Below are 21,235 nucleotides of genomic sequence, written 5' to 3' on the forward strand. Positions count from 1 at the left end.
CGCTTCTCCCACCACATGGGGAGCAAGAAATAAGCCCTGATAAAACGGCGTATAAGAGGCAGCGTATGATCCCACTTCCCTACCCGTCCCCGGATAAGTTAAGCGGTATGATAGCTTCTCGATAGCTCTGCTGGTGCCCACCGCATATCCTCCCGTTGGTGCCAATCCGCCTCCCGGGTTCTTTATAAGGGAACCCACAGCTATGTCGGCACCCACATGGCACGGTTCCAGCTCCTCGGTAAACTCTCCGTAGCAGTTGTCAACAACCACAAATACGTCGCTTCTCTTGCTCTTTATATCCCGTAATGCCTTTTGAATTTGCTTCACTGATAGCGACGGCCTGAGACTGTATCCCCTTGAACGCTGTATCAACACCAGTTTGATCCTTGGGTCATCCAGCAGTGACAGCACAGTCGGTATATCGATATCCCCTTGAGGGGTCAAATCGACCTGCTTATAGCCCACTCCCCACTCGGCCAGAGAACCGTCAGAGGGGTCGTTGCCCATGCCAATGACCTGTTCCAGGGTATCATACGGCTTTCCAGTAATGGACAGGATGACATCGCCCGGCCTTGTGAGGGCAAACAGGCAATCGCTTATGACGTGAGTACCAGAAACCCAGTGGGGGCGTACCAAAGCATCCTCTCCTCCAAATACCGCTGCGTATAGCTTATCAAGCGTATCCCTTCCTTCATCCCCATATCCATATCCGGTAGAGGGATAAAAATGCCTCTGGCTAACCTGATACTGGCCCATAAACTTCAAAATCCTGGCTTGATGATACTCCCGCAGCTCATCAATTGGTTCAAACATCGCTTTTATGCCTTCATGAGCCTCTTGCACAAATTTGGCCACCTTTTGAGGTATGCCCATATCGTCGTACAGCTGTTGCATCCCTTTCAAGCTCAAAGCCACAGTTTCTCCCCCTTTAAAATACGAAACCCTTTGGCCCCGCTGCACCACAGCTTATAAAGCCAAAGGATTTCACCTCGAACTCCTAAACTATCAAAGCCCATTTGAACCATCAACTTTCGGCCTCAGAAGGATTAGATTTCTCCTTATTGGCGTTGTTAGCGTTATTATTGGTTGCGTTGTTATTATTGCCGCTCGTAAATATAACCTGACGGGCTGGGGTTACGGTAGAAACAGCATGCTTATATATCATCATCTGTTTGCCTTCGCTCTCAAACAGGATGATGAAATTGTCAAAACCCTTAATCAGCCCTTTGAGCTGAAATCCGTTGATCAAATGAATAGTAACAGGTATTCGTTCCTTGCGCAGCTGATTGAGATAAGCATCTTGCAAAAGAATCGTCACCTTGTTCGCCATATCGATTAACCACCCTTCAAAATAATTATGTAAAATTTTTATACCTTATTTTGTTAATATTATACACTATTTTTTAAGTGTTTAAAAGATGATTTTGGAAATTTATGTTCAATTTTTCCTTTATATAATCCAAGCACCACTTGACCAGGGCTTCGTGGGACTCAAACTGGTCTACATCTACCCATACGATATCCTTTTGTGCCCTGAACCATGTGAGCTGACGTTTAGCATATCGCCGTGTCTCCCGCTTCAATATGTCTATGGCTTCTTCCAGCGATACCCTGCCTTCAAGGTATTCCATCAACTCCTTATAACCTAAGCCCTGCATGGATATCATATCCCTTGTATAGCCCCTGTCCAGCATTCCCTTTACCTCATCTAGCAGCCCCTTTTTCATCATCTCATCCACTCGCTGATTAATCCTCTGGTACAGCTTGGCCCTGTCCATGGTAAGCCCTATCATGGCCACGTTATATTTATATTCCATTTTTTCCAGCCCCTGATCGTATTCCGACATGGGCTTGCCGGTCAGATGATATACTTCCAAGGCCCTGATCACCCTGCGAACATCGTTGGGATGAAGCCTTGCTGCCGTTTTAGGATCCACAGCCTGAAGCTTCCTGTGCAGGTATTCTTTCCCCATGATCTCAGCTTGGCGTTGAAGTTCCTTCCTGAACTCTGGATCATAGGAAGCATCGGTAAAATTCATAGGATACAGCAAAGATTTTATGTACAGCCCTGTGCCACCCACCACTATGGGGAGCTTGCCTCTGCGGTAAATATCATCAATGGCCTGGGTGGCCAACCTTTGATATTCAGCTACGCTAAATTCCTGCCCCGGATCTATGATATCTATCATGTGATGGGGTATTCCTTGCCGCTCTTCGACTGTAGGCTTGGCAGTTCCTATATCCATATACCTGTATATCTGCATGGAGTCGGCCGAGACGATTTCCCCGTTCAAAACCTTAGCAAGCTCGATAGATAGCTTGGTCTTCCCTACAGCTGTTGGCCCTACTATCACCACTAAAGGCCTTTTCTCCATTTCCCCCTTCCCCCCTACTGGATCCTCTTAAATTTTTTCTCCAGCTCGTACTTGGTAATAGCTACCACGATAGGCCTTCCATGGGGGCAGGTTAAAGGGATCTTTTGTTCCTGAATATCATTAAGTAGAGATAGGATCTCTCTATCCGATAGTGGATCACGAGCTTTTACAGCCTGCTTACATGCTATCCTCATTATGTCATGCGGTTTGAAGGCGACGTATAGATGTGCATCCCGCTCCCCCTTCCATTGATCCAAAACATTGTAAAACAGCTCTTTAATGTTCACCCCGCTTACTACAGCCGGTATACCTCTTACCGCCCATGCGTTTCCTCCAAAGGGTTCCAGTTCAAACCCCAGTGACTTAAAAACCTCCAAGGCATCCTGGAGCAGCATGTGCTCATAGTGGGAAAGCTGGATTATTACCGGTGGCAATAGCTGCTGTGTAGCCACATCGTGCTGAGCCATGTTTCTTTTTAGCTGCTCATATATCAGCCGTTCATGGGCGGCGTGTTGGTCTATAAAGAACACCCTATCCTGGCTTTCCACTATGACATAGGTCGAAAAGATTCTCCCAACAATCTTAAAATTTACCAACTCATTTATATTATGCTCATAAATTTTGCTATCTAAACCTTCATTTGCATATTTTTTCTCTTGCTGCTCAAAACGGTCATCATGCACATAGACATGCCTGACCTTCTCAGGCCTTGACAAAAACGACACCTGTTCTTGCTTAAATCTCAGATCTTTTGAGCTTCCATCAAGCCGGTCAAATTCATCATCGTCTCGGTTTTGAATTTCTTCGTTATCTTGTTCCCCATTATCCTGCTTTTCGTTATCTGAATAGTTTATCCCACGGATATCTCGATGGCTTATGTCTGGAATATACGGATGGGCATCCAGGATTTCCCTGACCCACTGGAATATGAGGCTGTACACCACTTCTTCCTGCCTGAACCTTATCTCGGTCTTGGCAGGGTGCACATTTACGTCAACCTGACTGGCTGGTACGCTTATATGTAGGACAGCCCAAGGGAAGTGATGCAATGGCAGATAGGAGCGATGAGCTTCCTCGAGGCTTTTTGACAGCAATGGGCTTTTTACGTAGCGTCCGTTGACAAAAAACGATTGATGATTACGGTTCATCCTGGCAAGGGATGGCTTGCCCAAGTAACCGTAGACGGATAGACCGCTCTTGTGATCGCTCCTCTCTATCTTGATAACCTGCTCTCTTATTTCCCTTCCATAGACAGATATTATGGCCGACAACAGGTCCCCATTTCCCGGGGAATGGTATACGGCCTTGCCGTTATTTATATAGCGAAAGGAAATCTCGGGATGGGCGAGTATGAGCTTGGCCACCAGATCGCTGATGTATGCCGCCTCCGTCTTGGGGGCCTTTAGGAATTTAAGCCGCGCCGGCGCATTGTAGAATATATTTTTAACCATTACCGTGGTACCCTCAGGGCATCCCACTTCCTGCACCGATATGATGTTGCCGCCGTGATTTATGACATGGGTACCCGACAAGGAATTGCGAGTCCGCGTGAATATCTCCACCTGGGAGACGGCAGCTATGCTGGCCAGCGCCTCCCCCCTAAAACCGAGAGAAGTGATCTCATAGAGGTCATCGCTAGATTTGATCTTGCTGGTGGCGTGGCGCTCAAAGCACATCCGAGCATCCTGCTGGTCCATCCCTTCTCCGTTATCGGTAACCCTGATAAAGGATATGCCGCCGTCCTTTATCTCCACGGTAATGGCAGAGCTACCCGCGTCTACAGAGTTCTCTACCAGTTCCTTTACCACCGAAGCCGGCCTTTCGACTACCTCGCCGGCCGCTATTTGGTTTATGGTAAATTCATCCAGTATATTGATCTTGGGCAAAGGATCCCCTCCTATTGCTGTTTAGCCTTTTGAACAAGGCGATACAGGATGTTCATGGCCTCAATGGGGGTAATGTTCAATACATCGATGGTCTTAAGCTCCTCCTCTATCTCCGATGGCCTAGGGATGAAAAATGAAAGCTGTTCTCCCATAGGCTTTTTCTCGGCTACATAAGAAGAAGTGGCAGCTGAAGTTTTCTTGGCGATGTCGGACTCTTCAAGCTGAGCCAATATGGCCTTGGCCCTTTCGATGACCGGTTCGGGCAGGCCGGCCAGCCTGGCTACCTGTATCCCAAAGCTCTTGTCAGAGCCGCCCCTTACAATCTTTCTTAAGAATATGATGTTGTCCCCCTGCTCCTTGACTGACACGCAGTAATTTTTAACTCCAGGCAGCTTGCCTTCCAGTTCGGTGAGCTCGTGGTAATGGGTGGCAAACAGCGTTTTGCAGCCCAGGGACTTCTGCGTGCAGATATATTCTATTACTGCCCACGCGATGCTGAGGCCATCGAAGGTGCTGGTCCCCCGGCCTATCTCATCCAGGATGAGCAGGCTGTCCGGGGTAGCGTTGTGCAGTATGTTGGCCACCTCGTTCATCTCCACCATAAAGGTGCTTTGACCGGCAGCCAGATCGTCCGATGCCCCTATGCGGGTAAATATCCTATCCACTATGCCGATTTTGGCCTCACGGGCAGGGACAAAGCTGCCTATCTGTGCCATGAGCACTATGAGAGCCACCTGCCTCATGTAAGTGCTCTTCCCCGCCATATTGGGGCCGGTAATTATTATCAGGCGATGGTCTGCTTTATCCAGATATGTGTCATTGGGCACAAACATGCTGCCCGACAGGGTCTTTTCCACTACGGGGTGCCGCCCGTCCTTTATGGAGATAATTCCATCGGTAGCAATCTGGGGACGCACATAATCGTTCTCTATAGCCACCCTAGCCAGCGAACACAGAACGTCCAGTGTGGAGATTATCTGTGCAGCAGACTGTATCCTGTCTACATGCTTGGCGACCTCTTCCCTTATTTTCAGGAAGAGCTGGTATTCCAGCTTAACGCTTTTTTCTTCAGCGCCCAAAATGGCATCTTCCATTTCCTTGAGTTCGGGAGTGATATATCGCTCGGCATTGGCTAGGGTTTGTTTGCGTATATAGTCCTTGGGCACCATGTCGTAATATGACTTGGTCACCTCTATATAGTAGCCAAAAACCTTATTGAAGCCCACCTTCAGGTTCTTTATTCCGGTTCTCTCCCTTTCCTTCTGCTCAAGAGAGGCGATCCACTCCTTTCCCTCCCGCATGGCCCTCCGATACTGGTCAAGCTGTGCATTGTACCCTTCCTTTATTATATTGCCCTCTTTTATAGTGGGGGGAGGATCTTCGGCAATGGACTCCTCAATAAGGCTATATACGTCATCCAAGGTATCCAGGTTGAGGTATGCGTCTTTGAGGATGGCCGACTTGCAGTGCTGAAGCAGCTTTTTTATATCGGGCAGATTCCTAATCGACTGCTTTAAAGAGAGAAGGTCTCGAGCATTGGCGGTTCCGTAAGATATACGCGCCATCAGCCTCTCAAGGTCATAGACGCGCTTGAACTTATCGCACAGGTCATCCAGCAGAATCCTATTGGTGCAAAGCTCTTCCACGCCATCCAACCTATACTCTATCTCTTCCTTTTTTACCAGGGGCTGCTGTATCCATTTCCTCATGAGCCGGCCGCCCATGGCAGTGTTGGTCTTGTCAAGCAGCCACAGCAGCGAGCCCCTTTTGTCCCTTCCACGTATGGTCTCTGTAAGCTCGAGGTTTCTTCTGGTAGCCGCGTCCAGCACCATGTAGGATTCAAGGTAATAGGGCTTAATCCGGGTTATATGGCTTAAGGTGCCTTTTTGTGTCTCGGTCAGGTACTCCATCAGCGCGCCGGCTGCGCAGATGCCGTAGCTCATATTCTGACAGCCAAACCCTTCCAGGGAATGCACCGAAAAGTGCTGTATAAGCTTTTGGTATGCCGAATTATAGCTATAAGCCCACTCGTGATAAAGGGTGATAAAGCACGAAAACCGCTCCTTTAGCGTGCTCAACAGCTGCTGATCAAGCTCGGCGCTCTGGTTTATCAATATCTCCCTGGGAGCCACTCTAGACAGCTCGTCCAACAATTTAGCTTGAGCGTCTTGTCCGGTGATCTGGCTGACGTAGAATTCGCCGGTGGACACGTCGACTATGGAAAATCCGAAATTTTGCCCGTCCTTGAATATGGATACCAGATAATTATTGCTCTTTTCCTCCAGCATGGAGTCTTCCAGTACCGTACCAGGCGTTATTACCCTTACTACCTGCCGTTCCACCAGGCCTTTGGCCTCTTTCGGATCCTGCATCTGCTCGCATATGGCGATTTTATATCCCTTTTCGATTAGTCTAGCTATATAGCTCTCCACCGAGTGATAGGGAACGCCACACATGGGAGCGCGCTCCTCTAAGCCGCAATCCCTTCCGGTCAGGGCTATTTCCAGCTCCCTCGAGGCTATCACAGCATCCTCAAAGAACAGCTCGTAAAAATCCCCCAGCCTAAAAAAAAGAAGAGCGTCTTTATACTGCTCTTTGATTTTCAAGTACTGTTGCATCATGGGAGTAAACCCAGCCATATAAAACCCCCCATCATAAACCGCGTAATCCCTTTCAACCATCGTCGCTACGGCCAATGCTTTAATGCATTATCGCACCAAAACTCCATCCAGCGTCCAGGCTTTGGGGAGCGTGATCTTAACGTTTACAAGCTGTCCCGTCAGCCCCTCATCCCCCTCAAAATGCACCAGCTTATTGGTTCTCGTCCTACCCGCCAGCTTTGCAGGGTTATTTTTGCTTACGCCTTCTACCAACACCTCCACAACCCTGTCCAAATACTGCTGATTCTTGGCCTTGCTTATTTCGGTCTGCAGCTCTATGAGCCTATTGAGCCGATCTTTTTTGACCTCTTGGTCCACCTGGTCGGGCATGGCAGCAGCAGGAGTACCCCTTCGCGGAGAGTACATGAACATGTAGGCCGAATCGTACTGCACCCTTCTCACCATATCAAGGGTGTCTTGGAAGTCCTCTTCAGTCTCCCCTGGAAAACCCACTATCAGGTCGGTGGTAATGGCTATGTCGGGAATCCTATCTCGAAGCCTCTCCACCAGCTTGAGGTAATCATCCCTGGTATACTTCCTGTTCATCTTGTGAAGTATGCGATCGCTTCCAGCCTGCAGGGGCAGGTGAATGTGCTCGCACACCTTCTCGCACTCAGCCATGGCATCTATTAGGGCCTGGGACAGGTCCTTGGGATGGGAGGTTACAAACCTGATCCTTTCAATGCCGTCGATTTTATTCACATCCCTCAACAGGTCGGGGAAGAGGTACTCGCCTCCCAGGTCCTTGCCGTAGGAATTGACGTTTTGTCCCAGCAGGGTGATTTCCTTATAGCCCTGCTGCGCCAATTCCCTGACTTCATCCAGTATATCCTGCGGCCTTCGGCTCCTCTCGCGGCCGCGAACATAGGGAACGATGCAATAAGTACAAAAGTTGTTGCAGCCGTACATTATGGTGACATAAGCCGATATGCCATCAGCTCTATGGGGCCTTAAGCCCTCTATGATTCCCCCTTCCTCATCCAGCACTTCCACGACCGAATGCCCTGCCGACAGGGCTTGGTACAGCAGCTTGGGAAAATGGTGCAGGTTATGGGTACCAAATACCAGATCCACAAAGGGGAATTTCTCAATGAGCTCATCGGCTGCCCCTTTCTGCTGCATCATGCAACCGCAGACACCAATGATCATATTGGGTTTTTTGCGCTTGTATGGTTGAAGCATCCCTACATTTCCGTACACTCTCTGTTCGGCATGCTCTCGCACGCAGCAGGTATTGAATAGTATGAGGTCGGCTTCTTCGATAGTGGGAGTCTCCTGATACCCCATTTCAAGCAACATGCCAGCTAGCTTTTCGGAATCATGGACGTTCATCTGGCAGCCATATGTCACTATATGGTATTTAAGGTTCTTGTCGCCTATTAGCTGCTTTACAGCCTCGATGTAATCCATTTGTTGCTCCTGTATCGTCATTTTTGCCTCCCTTTGCATTTCCTATTTGCATTTCATTGATTATTATATCCTGGCACCAAACTTTATGCAAGTTACAACATCAAGCGCCATTATAAGCGGTGCCGTTCAGCACGTTTTCACGGCCCACCACCGCAATGGCCATGGTATCGGGCAATAGGACCCGGTCTACCACCCTCATCACATCATCCATTGTGACATTTTCAATCTTGGCGAGGACCTCTTCCGGCGTCCTAACCACTCCTAAGAGTAACTCTGCCCTCCCTATGGCGTTCATCCTGCTATTGCTGCTCTCCATCCCCAAAATGTAGTTGCCTTTCAGTTGCTGCTTGGCGGTATCGAACTCATCGTTAGAAATGCCTTCCACCCTGATCTTTCGTATTTCCTCCATGATCAAATCTGCCACCCTTTTTGCCTGCGAAGGCTTCATGCTGGCATAGATGGTAAACAGGCCTCCGCAGGTGTAAAAGGACGGATACGACATGACGGAATATACTAGCCCCTTATCCTCCCTTATGTTCTGGAAAAGCCGCGAGCTCATGCCCCCTCCCAGGAGGTTGTTGAATATCATGAGGGGATACACATCGTCATGTCCCAGCGGAACTCCCGGATACCCGATGCACAGGTGTACCTGCTCTATATCCTTCCATTTGAAGAGGTTCTTTGACTGGTAAAATGGCGGAGGAACGATAGCTTGTCCAACATTATAATCTGACTGCTTCTTCCAATCGCCAAAGAATGTGCCCAACAAATCTATGAGCTGCCCTTCATCGAAGTTGCCGGCTATGGATATTACGGCGTTTTGGGGCAAATATTTCCTATCCAGAAAAGAAAGCAGCTTTTCTCGGTTGAGACCAAGTATAAACTCCTGGCTTCCCAATATAGAATTGGCCAGCGGATGCCTGCCTACCAGGGCTTCAACCAATAGGTCATGGGCTAGGTCCTCTGGTGAATCTTCATACATCAGTATCTCCTCCAGCACCACGCCCTTTTCCTTTTCCAGCTCAACCGGGTCCAGCAATGAATTGATGACCATATCCGATAGGACGTCTATGGCTCGAGGCAGGTGCTCATCGATTACGTTGCTGTAATAGCAGGTACATTCCTTTGCAGTAAAGGCGTTGAGCTGCCCTCCCACAGCATCCATGGCCTGGGCAATCTGTTTGGCAGAGCGGTTTTTGGTGCCTTTAAAGAGCATGTGCTCTATAAAATGAGGTATTCCGCTGTTTTCAAAATCCTCATAAATGGATCCTGACGCAAACCATATGCCTATGGACACAGAACGGAAATGGGGAATCTCTTCTGTTATGACTCGTATCCCATTGTCGAGTTGATACCTCTTATACATCCATTTCACCTTTCCCATTTAACTTTCTTTTTAGAGTATTTTATCAAAAATACCAGAGGTTCTTCTATACGGTTTTTATTCATCCAGTAAGTCGGATATACGTACGATCTCGTAACCTCTCTGGCGAAGGCCGCTTATGATAACCGGCAGCGCCTTTACAGTATCTTCGGTGGGATGCATCAAGATGAAAGCGCCGTTGTGGGGATTTTTAAACACCCTCTTGATTATGCTGTCCACCCCGTCGCCTCTCCAATCAATGGTATCAATGCTCCACATTATGGTCTTGTATCCCAGGGACTGAGCAGCCTGTAATGTGGTACGGTTGAAATCACCATAAGGGGGTGCAAAAAGGCGGGTCTTAACGCCCGTTATCCTTTCTATGACCTCCTCAGCCTTCATTATCTCCTGGCGATTTTGTTCTAGGGTGAGCTTGCTGTGGTACTTATGGCTATAACCGTGGTTACCCAGTTCATGCCCTTCCTGTACTATCCTCTTGAGCAGTTCGGGATTTCCCTCAGCCCATTGTCCCCCTATAAAAAAGGTGATCTTTATGCCATGTTGCTTGAATATATCGAGCATTGCGGGCAAATATTCGGTCCCCCATACCACGTTACATTCAAAGGCTACTCTCGGTTGTGATGCATCACCTTTATATATCGGATTTCCTGACGATAGATAATTGAGCACGTAAAGCGACTCACCGCGGCCTGAATATAAGATGAACATTACCAGCACAACTGCTGCAAAGCATAGTACAAGCGTTCTTTTCCTCAAGACGATGATCATAAAATCTTTTCACCCCTGAATAAAATATTCCATTAATAAGTATTCAACGGGTGAAAAGATATATGATAAAAATAAATAAAACATAAACTGTTTTTAACAGTTTATGTTTTATTTATGGTGTCTCCTTATCGGATTAGGAGTGCTACCTGCTCTGCGCTGATGATGTTGAGGTCCTCGCTTTATCACCTCGCTCTTTGGGGGAGGTGGCAAGACATCCTTTCTTGAAAGGGTGATGCGCCCTAACTCATCGATATCCGTCACTTTAACGGTAATCTCATCGCCTACCTTTACTACATCCTCAACCCGTCTGACCCTTTCGTGCGCTAGTTTGGATATGTGGACCAAGCCTTCCTTCCCCGGCAGTATCTCGACAAAGGCACCAAAATCGGTAATTCGCAGCACTTTTCCGGAATAGATCTGCCCCACTTCTACATCCCTGGTTATGTTTTCTATCATTGTCAGCGCTCTTCTAGCATCCTCTATGTTGGGCGAGTAAATATATATTCTTCCGTCCTCGCGTATATCTATCTTTACATTGGTTTCGCTTATTATCTTGTTGATGGTCTTACCGCCAGGGCCAATTACGTCTCTGATCTTGTCAGGACTAATGGTAGTGGATATGATCTTCGGCGCAAAACGCGATACCTCTTTTCTGGGCTCGGAGATGACCTGCAACATCTTCTCTAGTATATATAGGCGTCCTTCCCGTGCCTGTTCCAGAGCTTTTTCTAGTATATACCGGTCAATGCCCATTATCTTAATGTCCATCTGTATTGCGGTAATCCCTTTTGCAGTACCTGCCACTTTGAAGTCCATATCACCTGTAGCATCCTCCAAGCCCTGGATATCAGATAGTATCACCACTTGACCGGTCTCGTCGTCCTTTATTAATCCCATTGCTATCCCAGCTACCGGCGCTTTTATGGGTACCCCAGCATCCATGAGGGCTAATGTGCTTCCGCATACGCTGGCCTGAGAGGTGGAACCATTGGAGCTCATAACCTCTGAGACCAAACGTATGGTGTATGGGAACTCTTCTTCGCTGGGAATCATAGGCTCCAGCGCCCTTTCTGCCAATGCGCCGTGGCCTATCTCTCGCCTTCCCGGTCCCCTCATTGGCCGCGCCTCGCCCACGCTATAAGGCGGGAAGTTGTAATGATGCATGTAGCGTTTAAAGTCCTCTTCCCACAGCCCGTCCAATACCTGTACATCGCCCAGCGCCCCCAACGTACAGGTGGTTAGCACCTGAGTCTGCCCACGCTGGAACAACGCCGAACCATGGGTACGCGGCAGCAGCCCCACTTCGCAGTGTATAGGACGGATGTCCTTGGGACCCCTTCCATCGGGCCTTATGCCCTCTTTGAGTATCATGTTGCGGACCACTTCTTTGGTTATTATGTTGATAACTTCCTTGATATCGGCTTCCTTTTCAGGAAAGGTTTCTGCAAAATGCTCTAGCACTTCTTTTTGCAAAGCGCTCATCCTTTGCTCCCGTTCCCGCTTGTCGACAGTTTTGACTGCTTCCCTTATCTTTTCGGTAGCGTATTCCCTTACCTGCGCTTCAACCTCGGGATCGGGTGCATACAGCTGGCCTATCCGTTTGGGCTTCCCAACCTCTTGAACGATCCTTTCCTGGAACTCCACCAGCTGCTTGATATACTGGTGAGCAAACATTATCGCCTCAACCATCTCGGCCTCGGTCACTTCATTGGCTCCAGCCTCTACCATGAGTATGGCGTCTTTGGTGCCTGAAACGATAAGATGCAGCTTACTCTTTTCCCTCTGCTGGCTGGTGGGATTGATGATGAATTGCCCATCCACCATTCCCACAGCTACCGAACCAGTGGGACCAAGGAAGGGAATATCCGAGATACTCAACGCGATGGAGGAACCCAGCATAGCAAACACATCAGGCGGATAGTCGGGGTCTACCGATAATGCCATGGCCACCACGTGGACGTCGTTGCGGTACCCTTTAGGGAACAAGGGCCTCAAGGGCCTGTCGATCAGCCTGGCCGTCAATATGGCCTTATCGGTGGGTTTACCCTCCCTTTTGATAAAGCCACCAGGGATACGCCCTACAGCGTACAGCTTTTCCTCGAAATCGACGGTAAGCGGGAAGAAGTCTATCCCTTCCCTGGGTTCATCGGACGCTGTAGCAGATACGAACACTACGGTGTCGCCGCACTGTACCGTACAAGCACCATTAGCTTGTTCAGCCAGCTTTCCTACCTCAACCGTAATTTTGGTGCCTGCAACCTCTGTGGTATATATCCTGTGTTCCATTCCCAAGGATTCATCTCCTTTCTTCGTTAAAATTGTTTAGGCTGTAAGAAGTTTTATGCAAAATTAAACTATACTTAGTTTGCTTGGTTTATCCCATTTTATTTTCTCAACTCTTACCATCATTCCCAGCTAAATGCTCCATGAAGATAAAGGAGCATATGCTTTAACTCGGCTGCCATTATTAAACAGATGCATAATAAGCAATGGAGCGGGCATCCCCGCTCCACCTTCCATATCTATTTTCTCAAATTAAGCTTTGATACAATAGCCCGGTACCGCTCCACATCCTTCTTCATGAGGTAATTGAGCAAAGCGCGTCTCCTACCTACCATCATGAGAAGCCCTCTACGAGAATGATGGTCTTTCTTGTGCACCTTAAGATGCTCGGTCAAATGATTGATCCTTTCAGTAAGCAAGGCAATCTGTACTTCCGGAGATCCGGTATCATTCTCATGGAGCTTATAGGCATCGATGATCTGCTTTTTAAGTTCTTTGTCCATTCCTTCGTCACCTCCATTGCATTCCAATATAACCGCCACAACCTTAGTATTACGCCGGAGGCACGTAAAACCAAGGAAGTGGTTGGCAATCCAAAGATTATTTTATCATACCTTGCACCTTTTGTAAATGAGATTTTTAGCTACAGATATATCGCGTTCCATCTGGCGTATCAACTCCTCCTGCGACGGAAACCGCTTTTCCTCCCTTATGTATTTCAAAAAATACAGCCTGGCGCGCTTGCCGTACAGTTCACCACCTCGATAATCCAGGAAAAAGCTTTCTATATGTAATCCCGACTGTTCAAAGGTGGGGTTTTGGCCTACATTGGTGACGCCCCAAAACCATTGTCCCTCAAGATTACAGCGCGTCAGGTACACCCCAAATCTGGGGATTACTATATGTTTGTGGCCGATATCCAGATTGGCAGTGGGATAGCCCAGATTTTTACCCCGCCCAGCTCCGCGGACTATTCGGCCATTTATGGAATAAGGCCTCCCAAGATACCGCCATGCCCCGGCCACATCCCCCTGTTGGATGGTCTCGCGAATTAAACTGCTGCTAACCACCTTTCCTCCCACTTTGACAGGAGGCACCACCACCACTTTAAATCCCATTTCCTTACCCATTTGCATTAAAAGCTGGGTATCGCCACTTCCATTATGGCCAAAGCGATAGTTATACCCCACCACAATAAAGCGCACATCATATTTTTCAAGTAAGTGCTGCTGTATGAATTCCCGAGGCGCAGTACGAGCAAAATCCTCGTTGAAATCATTGAGGACAAGAATGTCTATGCCCATACGGTGGAACTCCAGTATCTTCTTGTTGAGGTTCATGATTTGAGGCGGTGCCTTGTAAGGTGGCAAGCAGCCCAAAGGATGTCGCTTGAATGTATATACCATCGTGGTATAGCCATAACGTCGCTTTAGCTCTATTAAACGCCTAATTAAGGCCTGATGTCCCTTATGAATGCCATCAAATGTACCCAGTGCCAGGACTACAGGATGCCTTAGAGAATGATCATCTTTTTCATTGAATATAACCTGCATAGCCTCCCCCTTACACCAGCACTTTGTCCATTTTTATGTGGATATAATCCTCCTCCAATTTGACCACGCCTATTCCTATGAACTGCTCCCTGCAGTATACCCTTATGGGGACCTGATGGCCCAATTGGTCAAATTTCAGGTCCTGTCTGGCTAACCTGATAGGATTGCCGTTGATCAACTTATTATAGTATGCGGAGGGAACATCCACCCTCCTATAACCTTTGAGGGCTTCATCCGTAGGTATGAGAATTTCATTCAGTTTCCCCTTTAAGAGGTATTCCTCGATTTCCCACAGGGTATGGGAATCATCGATGGTATGGCTTCCTGTGCGGTACCTCAACAAAAAGCCCATATATGCGCCGCAACCCAGCCGGCGTCCTATGTCGCGGCATAGCGAACGTATATAAGTGCCTTTGGAACACTCAACCTCAAACAGAACTCTATTAGGTGGCTGGTATTGCAGTATGGTATTTCGATAGATGGTCACTTCTCTTTCCAGCTTCGAGGTATCCAGCCGCTGTCCTTGCCGCGCATACTCATAAAGCTTTCTGCCCCTGTACTTTATAGCCGAATACATGGGAGGAAACTGCTTGATGGACCCCTGAAATTCATCAAATACCCTCTTTATATCCTCAAAGCTGGGATAATCATGGGATACCCAGATGACACGCCCATACGAATCCAGAGTATCGGTCTCGGCTCCCAATATCATCTCGCAGCGATAGGCCTTGTCCTGTTCAAGCATGAGGCTAGCCACTCTGGTGGCCTTGCCAATGCAGACGAGCAGGACGCCGGCAGCTCCCGGATCTAAAGTACCTGTATGGCCTACTTTCTTTACCTTAAGCAACCTGCGAAGGTACACCACCACATCGCTGGAGGTCATCCCCGGTGGTTTCAGGACGTTAATAACTCCATCCATACCGATGTTCTAACCCCTTTTCATCCCAGCATGGATTTAAGCGCTTCTAGGATCTGCTCTTTTGCCTGTTCTATGCTGGCGTTTATCAAACAGCCGGCTGCCCGTGCATGACCACCTCCACCAAACCTGGCTGCCAAGGCGCTTGCATCAACCACGCCCTTGGTGCGCAAGCTAACCTTGGTCCTACCTTTCTCGATCTCCTTAAACAGCGCCGCACACTCCACCCCTACGATGTCTATGCCGTAGTTGACTATGCCATCGGCATCGTTGACATCCAGACCTACCTCTTCCAGCATACTCCTGCTCACCGTCAAAAAAGCCACCCTGTCGTCACAATGCATCTCCAGCGAACTCAGCGCCTTTGCTAACAACCTCACCCTGGCCTCGGTGGTATTTCTAAACAATGCCCTGGTTAATTTATCCACATCAAGGCCGTATTCGATGGCCTGAGCCGCTATGCGATGGGCTGCTGGAGTGGTATTGCTAAACCCGAAGTTCCCCGTATCGGTGGCGATACCGGTATATATAGCCTCATAGACCGCTAAGGAAAAATAATTGTTGTCCATTTCCTGTATAAGGTCAAAGACCAGCTCGGAGGTTGAAGAGGCTTCCGGTTCCACAAAATTAATGTCAGCATACACGGTGTTGGTAGCGTGATGATCGATGTTTATGGTGCAGGATGCCTGCTCTAGAAAATAGGCGGCATCTCCCAGCCTCCCCTCGTCGCTGCAATCCAGGCACACCACAGCATCATAAGCGTCCGACTTGGCTTGACCATTTTGGCCTGGCCTTATGAAGTTTTGGATGCCGGGCAAAAAGGCCAGGTTTTCGGGCGGAGCATCATGGCAAAAAAGCTCAACTGTTTTACCATGGTCCATCAAAAAATTGGCCAGTGCGAGACAAGAACCAATGGTATCGCCATCAGGAAATATGTGAGCTATGACGGCAAACCGCTTTCCGCGTTTTAAGGCTTCTATGATGGGCATCATCTTAACGGCTCTCATTGATTCACATCCTGTTCCTTTTTCATCAGCTCGTCAATCTTTTGGGCTATACGTATGCTATATTCTATGGATTCATCTAATACGAAAGATATTTCGGGAACATATCTCAAGCCCAGCCTCTGTCCCAGTTCCTTCCGTATAAATCCAGTTGCGCGATCCAGCCCCTCCATGGTCTTCCGCTTTTCTTCTTTGTCTCCAAGTACGCTGACGTATATCTTGGCATGGCGTAAATCTTTTGATACGTCAACTTTTACTACAGATGCCATGTTGGTAACGCGAGGGTCCTTTACGTGGTTGCGCATTATATCGCTTAACTCCCTTTTTATCTCTTCAGCTATTCTCTGTGCTCTCTGATAAGACATATCCACCACCCGCACTTCTCATTCATTCTGAACTTCTTCCTCGGTGAAGGCCTCAATTATATCGCCTTCCTTTATGTCATTGAAATTGCTTATGCCTACACCGCACTCGTAACCGGCTGCTACTTCCCTGACATCATCTTTAAATCGCTTGAGAGAGGCTATTTGCCCCTCGTGAACCACTATACCATCCCTAATAATGCGTACCTTAGCGTTTCTCATTATCTTTCCATTGGTCACATAACAACCAGCAACCGTCCCAACTCCGGATATCCTAAACGTGGTTCGCACTTCTGCCTGTCCAAGCACCACCTCACGGTAGGTGGGTTCAAGCATGCCCTTTATGGCAGCCTTTATATCTTCTATGGCGTCGTATATCACCCGATACAGCCTTATGTCTATCTTTTCTTTTTCGGCCAACTCGGTTACGCTGCTTGGCGGACGAACGTTAAACCCGATGATTATAGCGTTGGAGGCCGATGCCAACATTACGTCTGACTCGGTAATGGTACCCACACCACTGTGTATGGCCCGTATGCGCACTTTATCGGTCGAAAGGCGTTCAATGACGTTTTTAACCGCTTCGGCCGTGCCCTGAACATCTGCTTTAATTATTACCTTCAGCTCTTTTAGCTCTCCCTGTTCAATCTGGTTGAAGAGGTCATCCAGAGATGCCTTGAGGGAAGAACGGACACTGGCCTCCTTCATCTTCTCCTTGCGCTCCTCCGCCACCTGCCTTGCCAGTTTATCGTCTTCAAGCGCATACAGTATATCTCCGGCTTGGGGCACCTCCGAAAAACCCAGCACTTCCACCGGCACGGAAGGCCCCGCGCTTTCTAGCCTTCTGCCGTTGTGGTCCATCATGGCCCTGACGCGACCGTAAGCGGTTCCAGCCACCACCGCATCTCCTACATGAAGGGTTCCGTTTTGAACCAAGACGGTAGCAACCGGGCCACGACCCTTATCCAGCTTTGCTTCAATGATGGTACCCTTGGCAAACCTGTTGGGATTGGCTTTGAGCTCCTGCATCTCGGCTACCAGCAGGATCATCTCCAACAGCTCATCGATCCCCTGCTTCTTAAGAGCAGATACCGGCACCGCGATGGTATCACCGCCCCAATCCTCCACCAGCAAGCCCTGTTCTGCCAGCTCCCGCTTCACCCGTTCAGGATTGGCAGTGGGCAGGTCCATCTTATTGATAGCCACTATGATGGGTACATTGGCTTCTCTGGCATGGTTGATAGCTTCTATGGTCTGCGGCATGACGCCATCATCGGCCGCTACCACCAATACAGCTATATCGGTAACCTTTGCACCCCGCGCCCTCATGGAGGTAAATGCTTCGTGACCCGGCGTATCTATAAAAGTGATGTGCTTCCCATTTACCTCTACCATGTAAGCGCCTATGTGCTGCGTGATACCGCCTGCTTCCTGCTCGGTGACGCGGGAGTTACGTATGGCATCCAACAACGACGTCTTGCCATGGTCGACGTGGCCCATAACGGTGACCACCGGCGGCCGTGGCTGTAAGCTGGCAGGATCATCTTCCACATCCTCCTGCACCAGCATTTCTTCATATGAAACTGCTGGCTTTTTCTCAAGCTCAATGCCAAACTCGCTGGCCACCAGTGCAGCCGTATCATAATCCAGCTCTTGGTTTATGGTAGCTAATACGCCCAGCTTCATCAGGTGCTTTATGATTTCAGCTACCTGTATTCCAATAGTCTCTGAGAGCTCCTTTACCGTTATCCTATCCCCGATGGTAATGGCCTTCTTCCTTTCAGCAGTAACAGGAGCCTTTTGCTGGGCAGCCTGTTGAGCGCTCTTGTTCTTCTTCTCCTTCTCCTTCAAAAGCTTATTATAGATCGAAGGATGTTCCTCTTCCCAGTAATCCTTCTTGGTCTTTTGAGCTTTGGCCTTTACCGTTTCAGCAGAAGCCTTCGCAAAGCTTTCTTCTTTTCCTTTAGCAATATCGGCTTTTTTATCTTTGCTTTGAACTGCTGCCTGTTGAGAGAAGAACTCGTCTATCACGTTTTTGGCTGGCTTGTCTTTAGACCTGGGCCGCCGCTTCCTTGATGTTCTCCCCTCTTCCTGAACAGCCTGATTATCCTCCTGTCTTCGATGCTCTTCCTGCTTGCGAGCATTTGCCTGCTTACGTCTCCGATCTTCCTGCCTTCGACTTTCTTCTCGGCTACGGCTCTGCTCCTGCTTACGCCTTTCTTCCTGCTTGTGGCCTGCCTTTTTGGTGTCGGCTTCCTGCTGGTTCTGCACAGCTTTTTCGGCCTTCAACGCCTCTTCCTTCTTCCTTTCCTCCATTTCCTTTGTTTGCTGCTTAAAAGAGTTCTCCATCTCCCTTATCTTACTTAAATAATCATCTATATCCTTATTGAGGGCTTTTATCTTATCGAGCAGGGACTCAGCGCTTTTTCTTACCTTTTTAGTTGTAACATAAACGTTTATATTTGACATTCATATATCACCCCCGTACTGGCATTTCCGAGTTTTCCAGCTGCCTAAGCAACGCTTCTTTCAGCCCCTCATCAGTGACCGCCAGAACCGTTCTGCTTCCCTTACCCACAGCCTTACCCAGCATCTCCTTACTTCCCACTACCACGTAATCGGTTTTGTAATGCTTACACATATTTATGAATTTCTTCAAAGTATTGTGCGAGGCTTCCTCGCTTATTATCACCAGCTTTGCCTTTCGCATCCTTATGGCTTTTTGACACAGCATCTCACCTATCATCAGCTTACCCGCTCTGGCCGATAGGCCAAGCAGCTGGTAAAATCCTCTAAGATCCTGATTCATGGGCTTTTAAAAGCTCACCTCTCAGGAATTGATACACTTCCTCGCTGATCTTTTTATCAAGGGCTCGTTCCAATGATTTGTGCTTTATAGCCTTATCCAAACACTCGACATTGTAGCAGAGGTAAGCCCCTCTACCCGGAGCCTTTCCTTTTAAGTCTATATGAACTTCTCCCTGAGGGCTTCTAACTACCCGTATGAGCTCCTGCTTTGGCCTTGATTCCCTGCATCCAACGCACATCCTCATGGGTATCTTCTTTTTCTTCACCAGCAATCCCCCTTTCAAACCGGCAGGCCTCAAAGCTCTATACCTGTGATTCGCTCTTTATATCGATCTTCCAACCAGTGAGTTTGGCTGCCAGCCTGGCATTTTGGCCTTCTTTGCCGATGGCCAAAGAAAGCTGATTGTCGGGAACCACCACCCTGGCTGCCTTCTCATTCTCATCTATGGTTACGCTGTATACCTTAGCAGGGCTCAAGGCATTGGCGATAAACTCTGCGGGATCGCTGCTCCATTTCACGATATCGATCTTTTCACCTTTAATCTCATCAAGCACGTGCTGCACCCGCATACCCCTTTGCCCAACGCAAGCGCCTACCGGATCAAGTCCCGGCACGGTAGAATGTACCGCAATCTTGGTCCTGGAGCCGGCTTCCCTTGCTATGGCCTTTATGAGTACCTCTCCCCTTACGATTTCGGGTACCTCGCGCTCAAACAACCTCTTTATAAGGCCTGGATGGGTGCGCGATACGATGATCTGCGGCCCCTTGGTGGTTTTTTTAACTTCAAGGATGTACACCCGAATTCTATCGTTGACGCGATATTCCTCGTTGGGCATCTGCTCATTTGGGGGAAGTATGCCTTCAGCGCGATCAAGGTCCACAAATACCGTCTTTTTCTCTATCCTCTGGACAATACCTACTATAATCTCGTTTTCCTTCTCAAGAAACTTTTGGTACAAAACAGCCCTCTCGGCCTCGCGAATGCGCTGTATCACCACTTGCTTTGCATTTTGTGCAGCAATCCTGCCAAAGTTTTTGGGGGTCACTTCTATCTCTACTATGTCATTGAGCTGATAGTTGGGGTTTATCTTCCTAGCTTCCTCCAGATCGATCTCCAGATTTTTGTTGGTAACCTTTTCCACCACCTTTTTAAGTGCAAAGACCTTCACCTGCCCGGTGGCTCTATCTATATCAATGCGCACGTTCTGCGATGTACCAAAGTTTTTCCTGTAAGCCGTTACAAGAGCGTCATTGATGGCTTTGTACAATATATCCGCATCAATGCCCTTTTCTTTACCTATCTGTTCAATGGCCTCCAAAAATTCGGCATTCATAAATACTCCTCCTCCATCAGATATTCACGTCTAGCCGTACCATAGCGACATTGTCTCGCGGAAACGAGTAAGTACATTCCCCATCCTGTATGACTACATTACCGTCTTTGAGTCCTACCAGCTGGCCGTAATAGTTCTTCTCGCCATTGACAGACTTATAAAGCTTAACGCAAACCCTGTGCCCCTTATAGCGCTCGAAATCTTCATCCTTCTTAAGCGGCCTGTCAAGCCCGGGCGATGATACCTCCAGGTAATAGCGATGGGGGATGGGGTCATGATGATCCAACAGCTCACCTATCCGTTCGCTGAATATCTGGCAGTCATCCAGCGTGATCCCACCGGGCTTGTCGATATAAAATCTCAGAAACCAGCTTCCGCCCTCCTTTTTGTACTCTATGTCCACAAGCTCATATTTGAGCTCTTCAAGGATGGGGCGCGCAAGCTCCTCCACCACCAATTCAACCCTGTTATGCGCCATACTATAACCTCCA

Annotated in this window: 19 protein-coding genes; all 19 read right to left on the reverse strand. The window is 48.4% G+C overall.

Going from position 1 to position 21,235, the window contains the following annotated elements; genetic code table 11:
• On the reverse strand, positions 1-915 hold a 915-nt coding region (locus tag FWJ59_RS00005), incomplete at its 3' end, for a methionine gamma-lyase family protein (RefSeq protein WP_414479924.1).
• 109 nt (positions 916-1,024) lie between these two features.
• Positions 1,025-1,330, reverse strand: a complete 306-nt coding sequence (gene hfq / locus FWJ59_RS00010) for an RNA chaperone Hfq (RefSeq protein ID WP_414479925.1) — start codon at positions 1,328-1,330, stop codon at positions 1,025-1,027.
• A 73-nt stretch (positions 1,331-1,403) separates the two neighbouring features.
• Entirely contained in the window at positions 1,404-2,375 is a 972-nt protein-coding gene (gene miaA / locus FWJ59_RS00015) for a tRNA (adenosine(37)-N6)-dimethylallyltransferase MiaA (RefSeq protein WP_414479926.1), read from the reverse strand.
• Between the two features lie 14 nt (positions 2,376-2,389).
• Entirely contained in the window at positions 2,390-4,261 is a 1,872-nt protein-coding gene (mutL, locus tag FWJ59_RS00020; protein ID WP_414479927.1) for a DNA mismatch repair endonuclease MutL, read from the reverse strand.
• 11 nt (positions 4,262-4,272) lie between these two features.
• On the reverse strand, positions 4,273-6,900 hold the full coding sequence (gene mutS, locus FWJ59_RS00025; RefSeq protein ID WP_414479928.1) for a DNA mismatch repair protein MutS: 2,628 nt from the start codon (positions 6,898-6,900) through the stop codon (positions 4,273-4,275).
• A 69-nt stretch (positions 6,901-6,969) separates the two neighbouring features.
• Positions 6,970-8,352, reverse strand: a complete 1,383-nt coding sequence (miaB, locus tag FWJ59_RS00030; RefSeq protein ID WP_414479929.1) for a tRNA (N6-isopentenyl adenosine(37)-C2)-methylthiotransferase MiaB — start codon at positions 8,350-8,352, stop codon at positions 6,970-6,972.
• A 79-nt stretch (positions 8,353-8,431) separates the two neighbouring features.
• The gene (locus FWJ59_RS00035; RefSeq protein WP_414479975.1) at positions 8,432-9,697 is read right to left on the reverse strand and encodes a M16 family metallopeptidase; all 1,266 of its coding nucleotides are present in this window, start codon (positions 9,695-9,697) and stop codon (positions 8,432-8,434) included.
• Positions 9,698-9,772: 75 nt separating this feature from the next.
• The gene (locus tag FWJ59_RS00040) at positions 9,773-10,483 is read right to left on the reverse strand and encodes a polysaccharide deacetylase family protein (RefSeq protein WP_414479930.1); all 711 of its coding nucleotides are present in this window, start codon (positions 10,481-10,483) and stop codon (positions 9,773-9,775) included.
• A 108-nt stretch (positions 10,484-10,591) separates the two neighbouring features.
• Positions 10,592-12,769, reverse strand: a complete 2,178-nt coding sequence (locus tag FWJ59_RS00045; RefSeq protein WP_414479931.1) for a polyribonucleotide nucleotidyltransferase — start codon at positions 12,767-12,769, stop codon at positions 10,592-10,594.
• A gap of 236 nt (positions 12,770-13,005) precedes the next feature.
• On the reverse strand, positions 13,006-13,269 hold the full coding sequence (gene rpsO / locus FWJ59_RS00050) for a 30S ribosomal protein S15 (RefSeq protein WP_414479932.1): 264 nt from the start codon (positions 13,267-13,269) through the stop codon (positions 13,006-13,008).
• 105 nt (positions 13,270-13,374) lie between these two features.
• Positions 13,375-14,319, reverse strand: a complete 945-nt coding sequence (locus tag FWJ59_RS00055; protein WP_414479933.1) for a bifunctional riboflavin kinase/FAD synthetase — start codon at positions 14,317-14,319, stop codon at positions 13,375-13,377.
• A gap of 10 nt (positions 14,320-14,329) precedes the next feature.
• Positions 14,330-15,238: a tRNA pseudouridine(55) synthase TruB gene (gene truB / locus FWJ59_RS00060; protein ID WP_414479934.1), complete on the reverse strand. Its 909-nt coding sequence runs from the start codon at positions 15,236-15,238 to the stop codon at positions 14,330-14,332.
• Between the two features lie 20 nt (positions 15,239-15,258).
• Positions 15,259-16,242, reverse strand: coding sequence for a DHH family phosphoesterase (locus tag FWJ59_RS00065; RefSeq protein ID WP_414479935.1), 984 nt, complete (start codon positions 16,240-16,242; stop codon positions 15,259-15,261).
• Positions 16,239-16,604: a 30S ribosome-binding factor RbfA gene (gene rbfA, locus FWJ59_RS00070; protein ID WP_414479936.1), complete on the reverse strand. Its 366-nt coding sequence runs from the start codon at positions 16,602-16,604 to the stop codon at positions 16,239-16,241. The genes FWJ59_RS00065 and rbfA overlap by 4 nt, the downstream gene beginning before the upstream one ends.
• Before the next feature lie 18 nt (positions 16,605-16,622).
• On the reverse strand, positions 16,623-19,070 hold the full coding sequence (infB, locus tag FWJ59_RS00075; protein ID WP_414479937.1) for a translation initiation factor IF-2: 2,448 nt from the start codon (positions 19,068-19,070) through the stop codon (positions 16,623-16,625).
• Between the two features lie 7 nt (positions 19,071-19,077).
• On the reverse strand, positions 19,078-19,410 hold the full coding sequence (locus FWJ59_RS00080) for a L7Ae/L30e/S12e/Gadd45 family ribosomal protein (protein WP_414479938.1): 333 nt from the start codon (positions 19,408-19,410) through the stop codon (positions 19,078-19,080).
• Entirely contained in the window at positions 19,394-19,675 is a 282-nt protein-coding gene (gene rnpM, locus FWJ59_RS00085) for an RNase P modulator RnpM (protein WP_414479939.1), read from the reverse strand. Before rnpM ends, FWJ59_RS00080 begins: the two co-directional genes overlap by 17 nt.
• A gap of 37 nt (positions 19,676-19,712) precedes the next feature.
• On the reverse strand, positions 19,713-20,744 hold the full coding sequence (gene nusA / locus FWJ59_RS00090; RefSeq protein ID WP_414479940.1) for a transcription termination factor NusA: 1,032 nt from the start codon (positions 20,742-20,744) through the stop codon (positions 19,713-19,715).
• A gap of 16 nt (positions 20,745-20,760) precedes the next feature.
• Positions 20,761-21,222 (reverse strand): ribosome maturation factor RimP, encoded by a 462-nt coding sequence (gene rimP, locus FWJ59_RS00095; protein ID WP_414479941.1) that lies wholly within the window; start codon positions 21,220-21,222, stop codon positions 20,761-20,763.
• Positions 21,223-21,235: the final 13 nt, after the last annotated feature.

Origin of the sequence: Caldicoprobacter sp. (assembly GCF_047459465.1) — a bacterium.
In the GTDB taxonomy this organism is placed as follows: domain Bacteria; phylum Bacillota; class Clostridia; order Caldicoprobacterales; family Caldicoprobacteraceae; genus Caldicoprobacter.

Coding starts and splice junctions, on each gene's coding strand:
- hfq (WP_414479925.1), bottom strand. CDS start 1,330: ATGGCGAACAAGGTGACGATTCTTTTGCAAGATGCTTATCTCAATCAG.
- miaA (WP_414479926.1), bottom strand. CDS start 2,375: ATGGAGAAAAGGCCTTTAGTGGTGATAGTAGGGCCAACAGCTGTAGGG.
- mutS (WP_414479928.1), bottom strand. CDS start 6,900: ATGGCTGGGTTTACTCCCATGATGCAACAGTACTTGAAAATCAAAGAG.
- miaB (WP_414479929.1), bottom strand. CDS start 8,352: ATGACGATACAGGAGCAACAAATGGATTACATCGAGGCTGTAAAGCAG.
- FWJ59_RS00035 (WP_414479975.1), bottom strand. CDS start 9,697: ATGTATAAGAGGTATCAACTCGACAATGGGATACGAGTCATAACAGAA.
- FWJ59_RS00040 (WP_414479930.1), bottom strand. CDS start 10,483: ATGATCATCGTCTTGAGGAAAAGAACGCTTGTACTATGCTTTGCAGCA.
- FWJ59_RS00045 (WP_414479931.1), bottom strand. CDS start 12,769: ATGGAACACAGGATATATACCACAGAGGTTGCAGGCACCAAAATTACG.
- rpsO (WP_414479932.1), bottom strand. CDS start 13,269: ATGGACAAAGAACTTAAAAAGCAGATCATCGATGCCTATAAGCTCCAT.
- FWJ59_RS00055 (WP_414479933.1), bottom strand. CDS start 14,319: ATGCAGGTTATATTCAATGAAAAAGATGATCATTCTCTAAGGCATCCT.
- truB (WP_414479934.1), bottom strand. CDS start 15,238: ATGGATGGAGTTATTAACGTCCTGAAACCACCGGGGATGACCTCCAGC.
- FWJ59_RS00065 (WP_414479935.1), bottom strand. CDS start 16,242: ATGAGAGCCGTTAAGATGATGCCCATCATAGAAGCCTTAAAACGCGGA.
- rbfA (WP_414479936.1), bottom strand. CDS start 16,604: ATGTCTTATCAGAGAGCACAGAGAATAGCTGAAGAGATAAAAAGGGAG.
- infB (WP_414479937.1), bottom strand. CDS start 19,070: ATGTCAAATATAAACGTTTATGTTACAACTAAAAAGGTAAGAAAAAGC.
- FWJ59_RS00080 (WP_414479938.1), bottom strand. CDS start 19,410: ATGAATCAGGATCTTAGAGGATTTTACCAGCTGCTTGGCCTATCGGCC.
- nusA (WP_414479940.1), bottom strand. CDS start 20,744: ATGAATGCCGAATTTTTGGAGGCCATTGAACAGATAGGTAAAGAAAAG.
- rimP (WP_414479941.1), bottom strand. CDS start 21,222: ATGGCGCATAACAGGGTTGAATTGGTGGTGGAGGAGCTTGCGCGCCCC.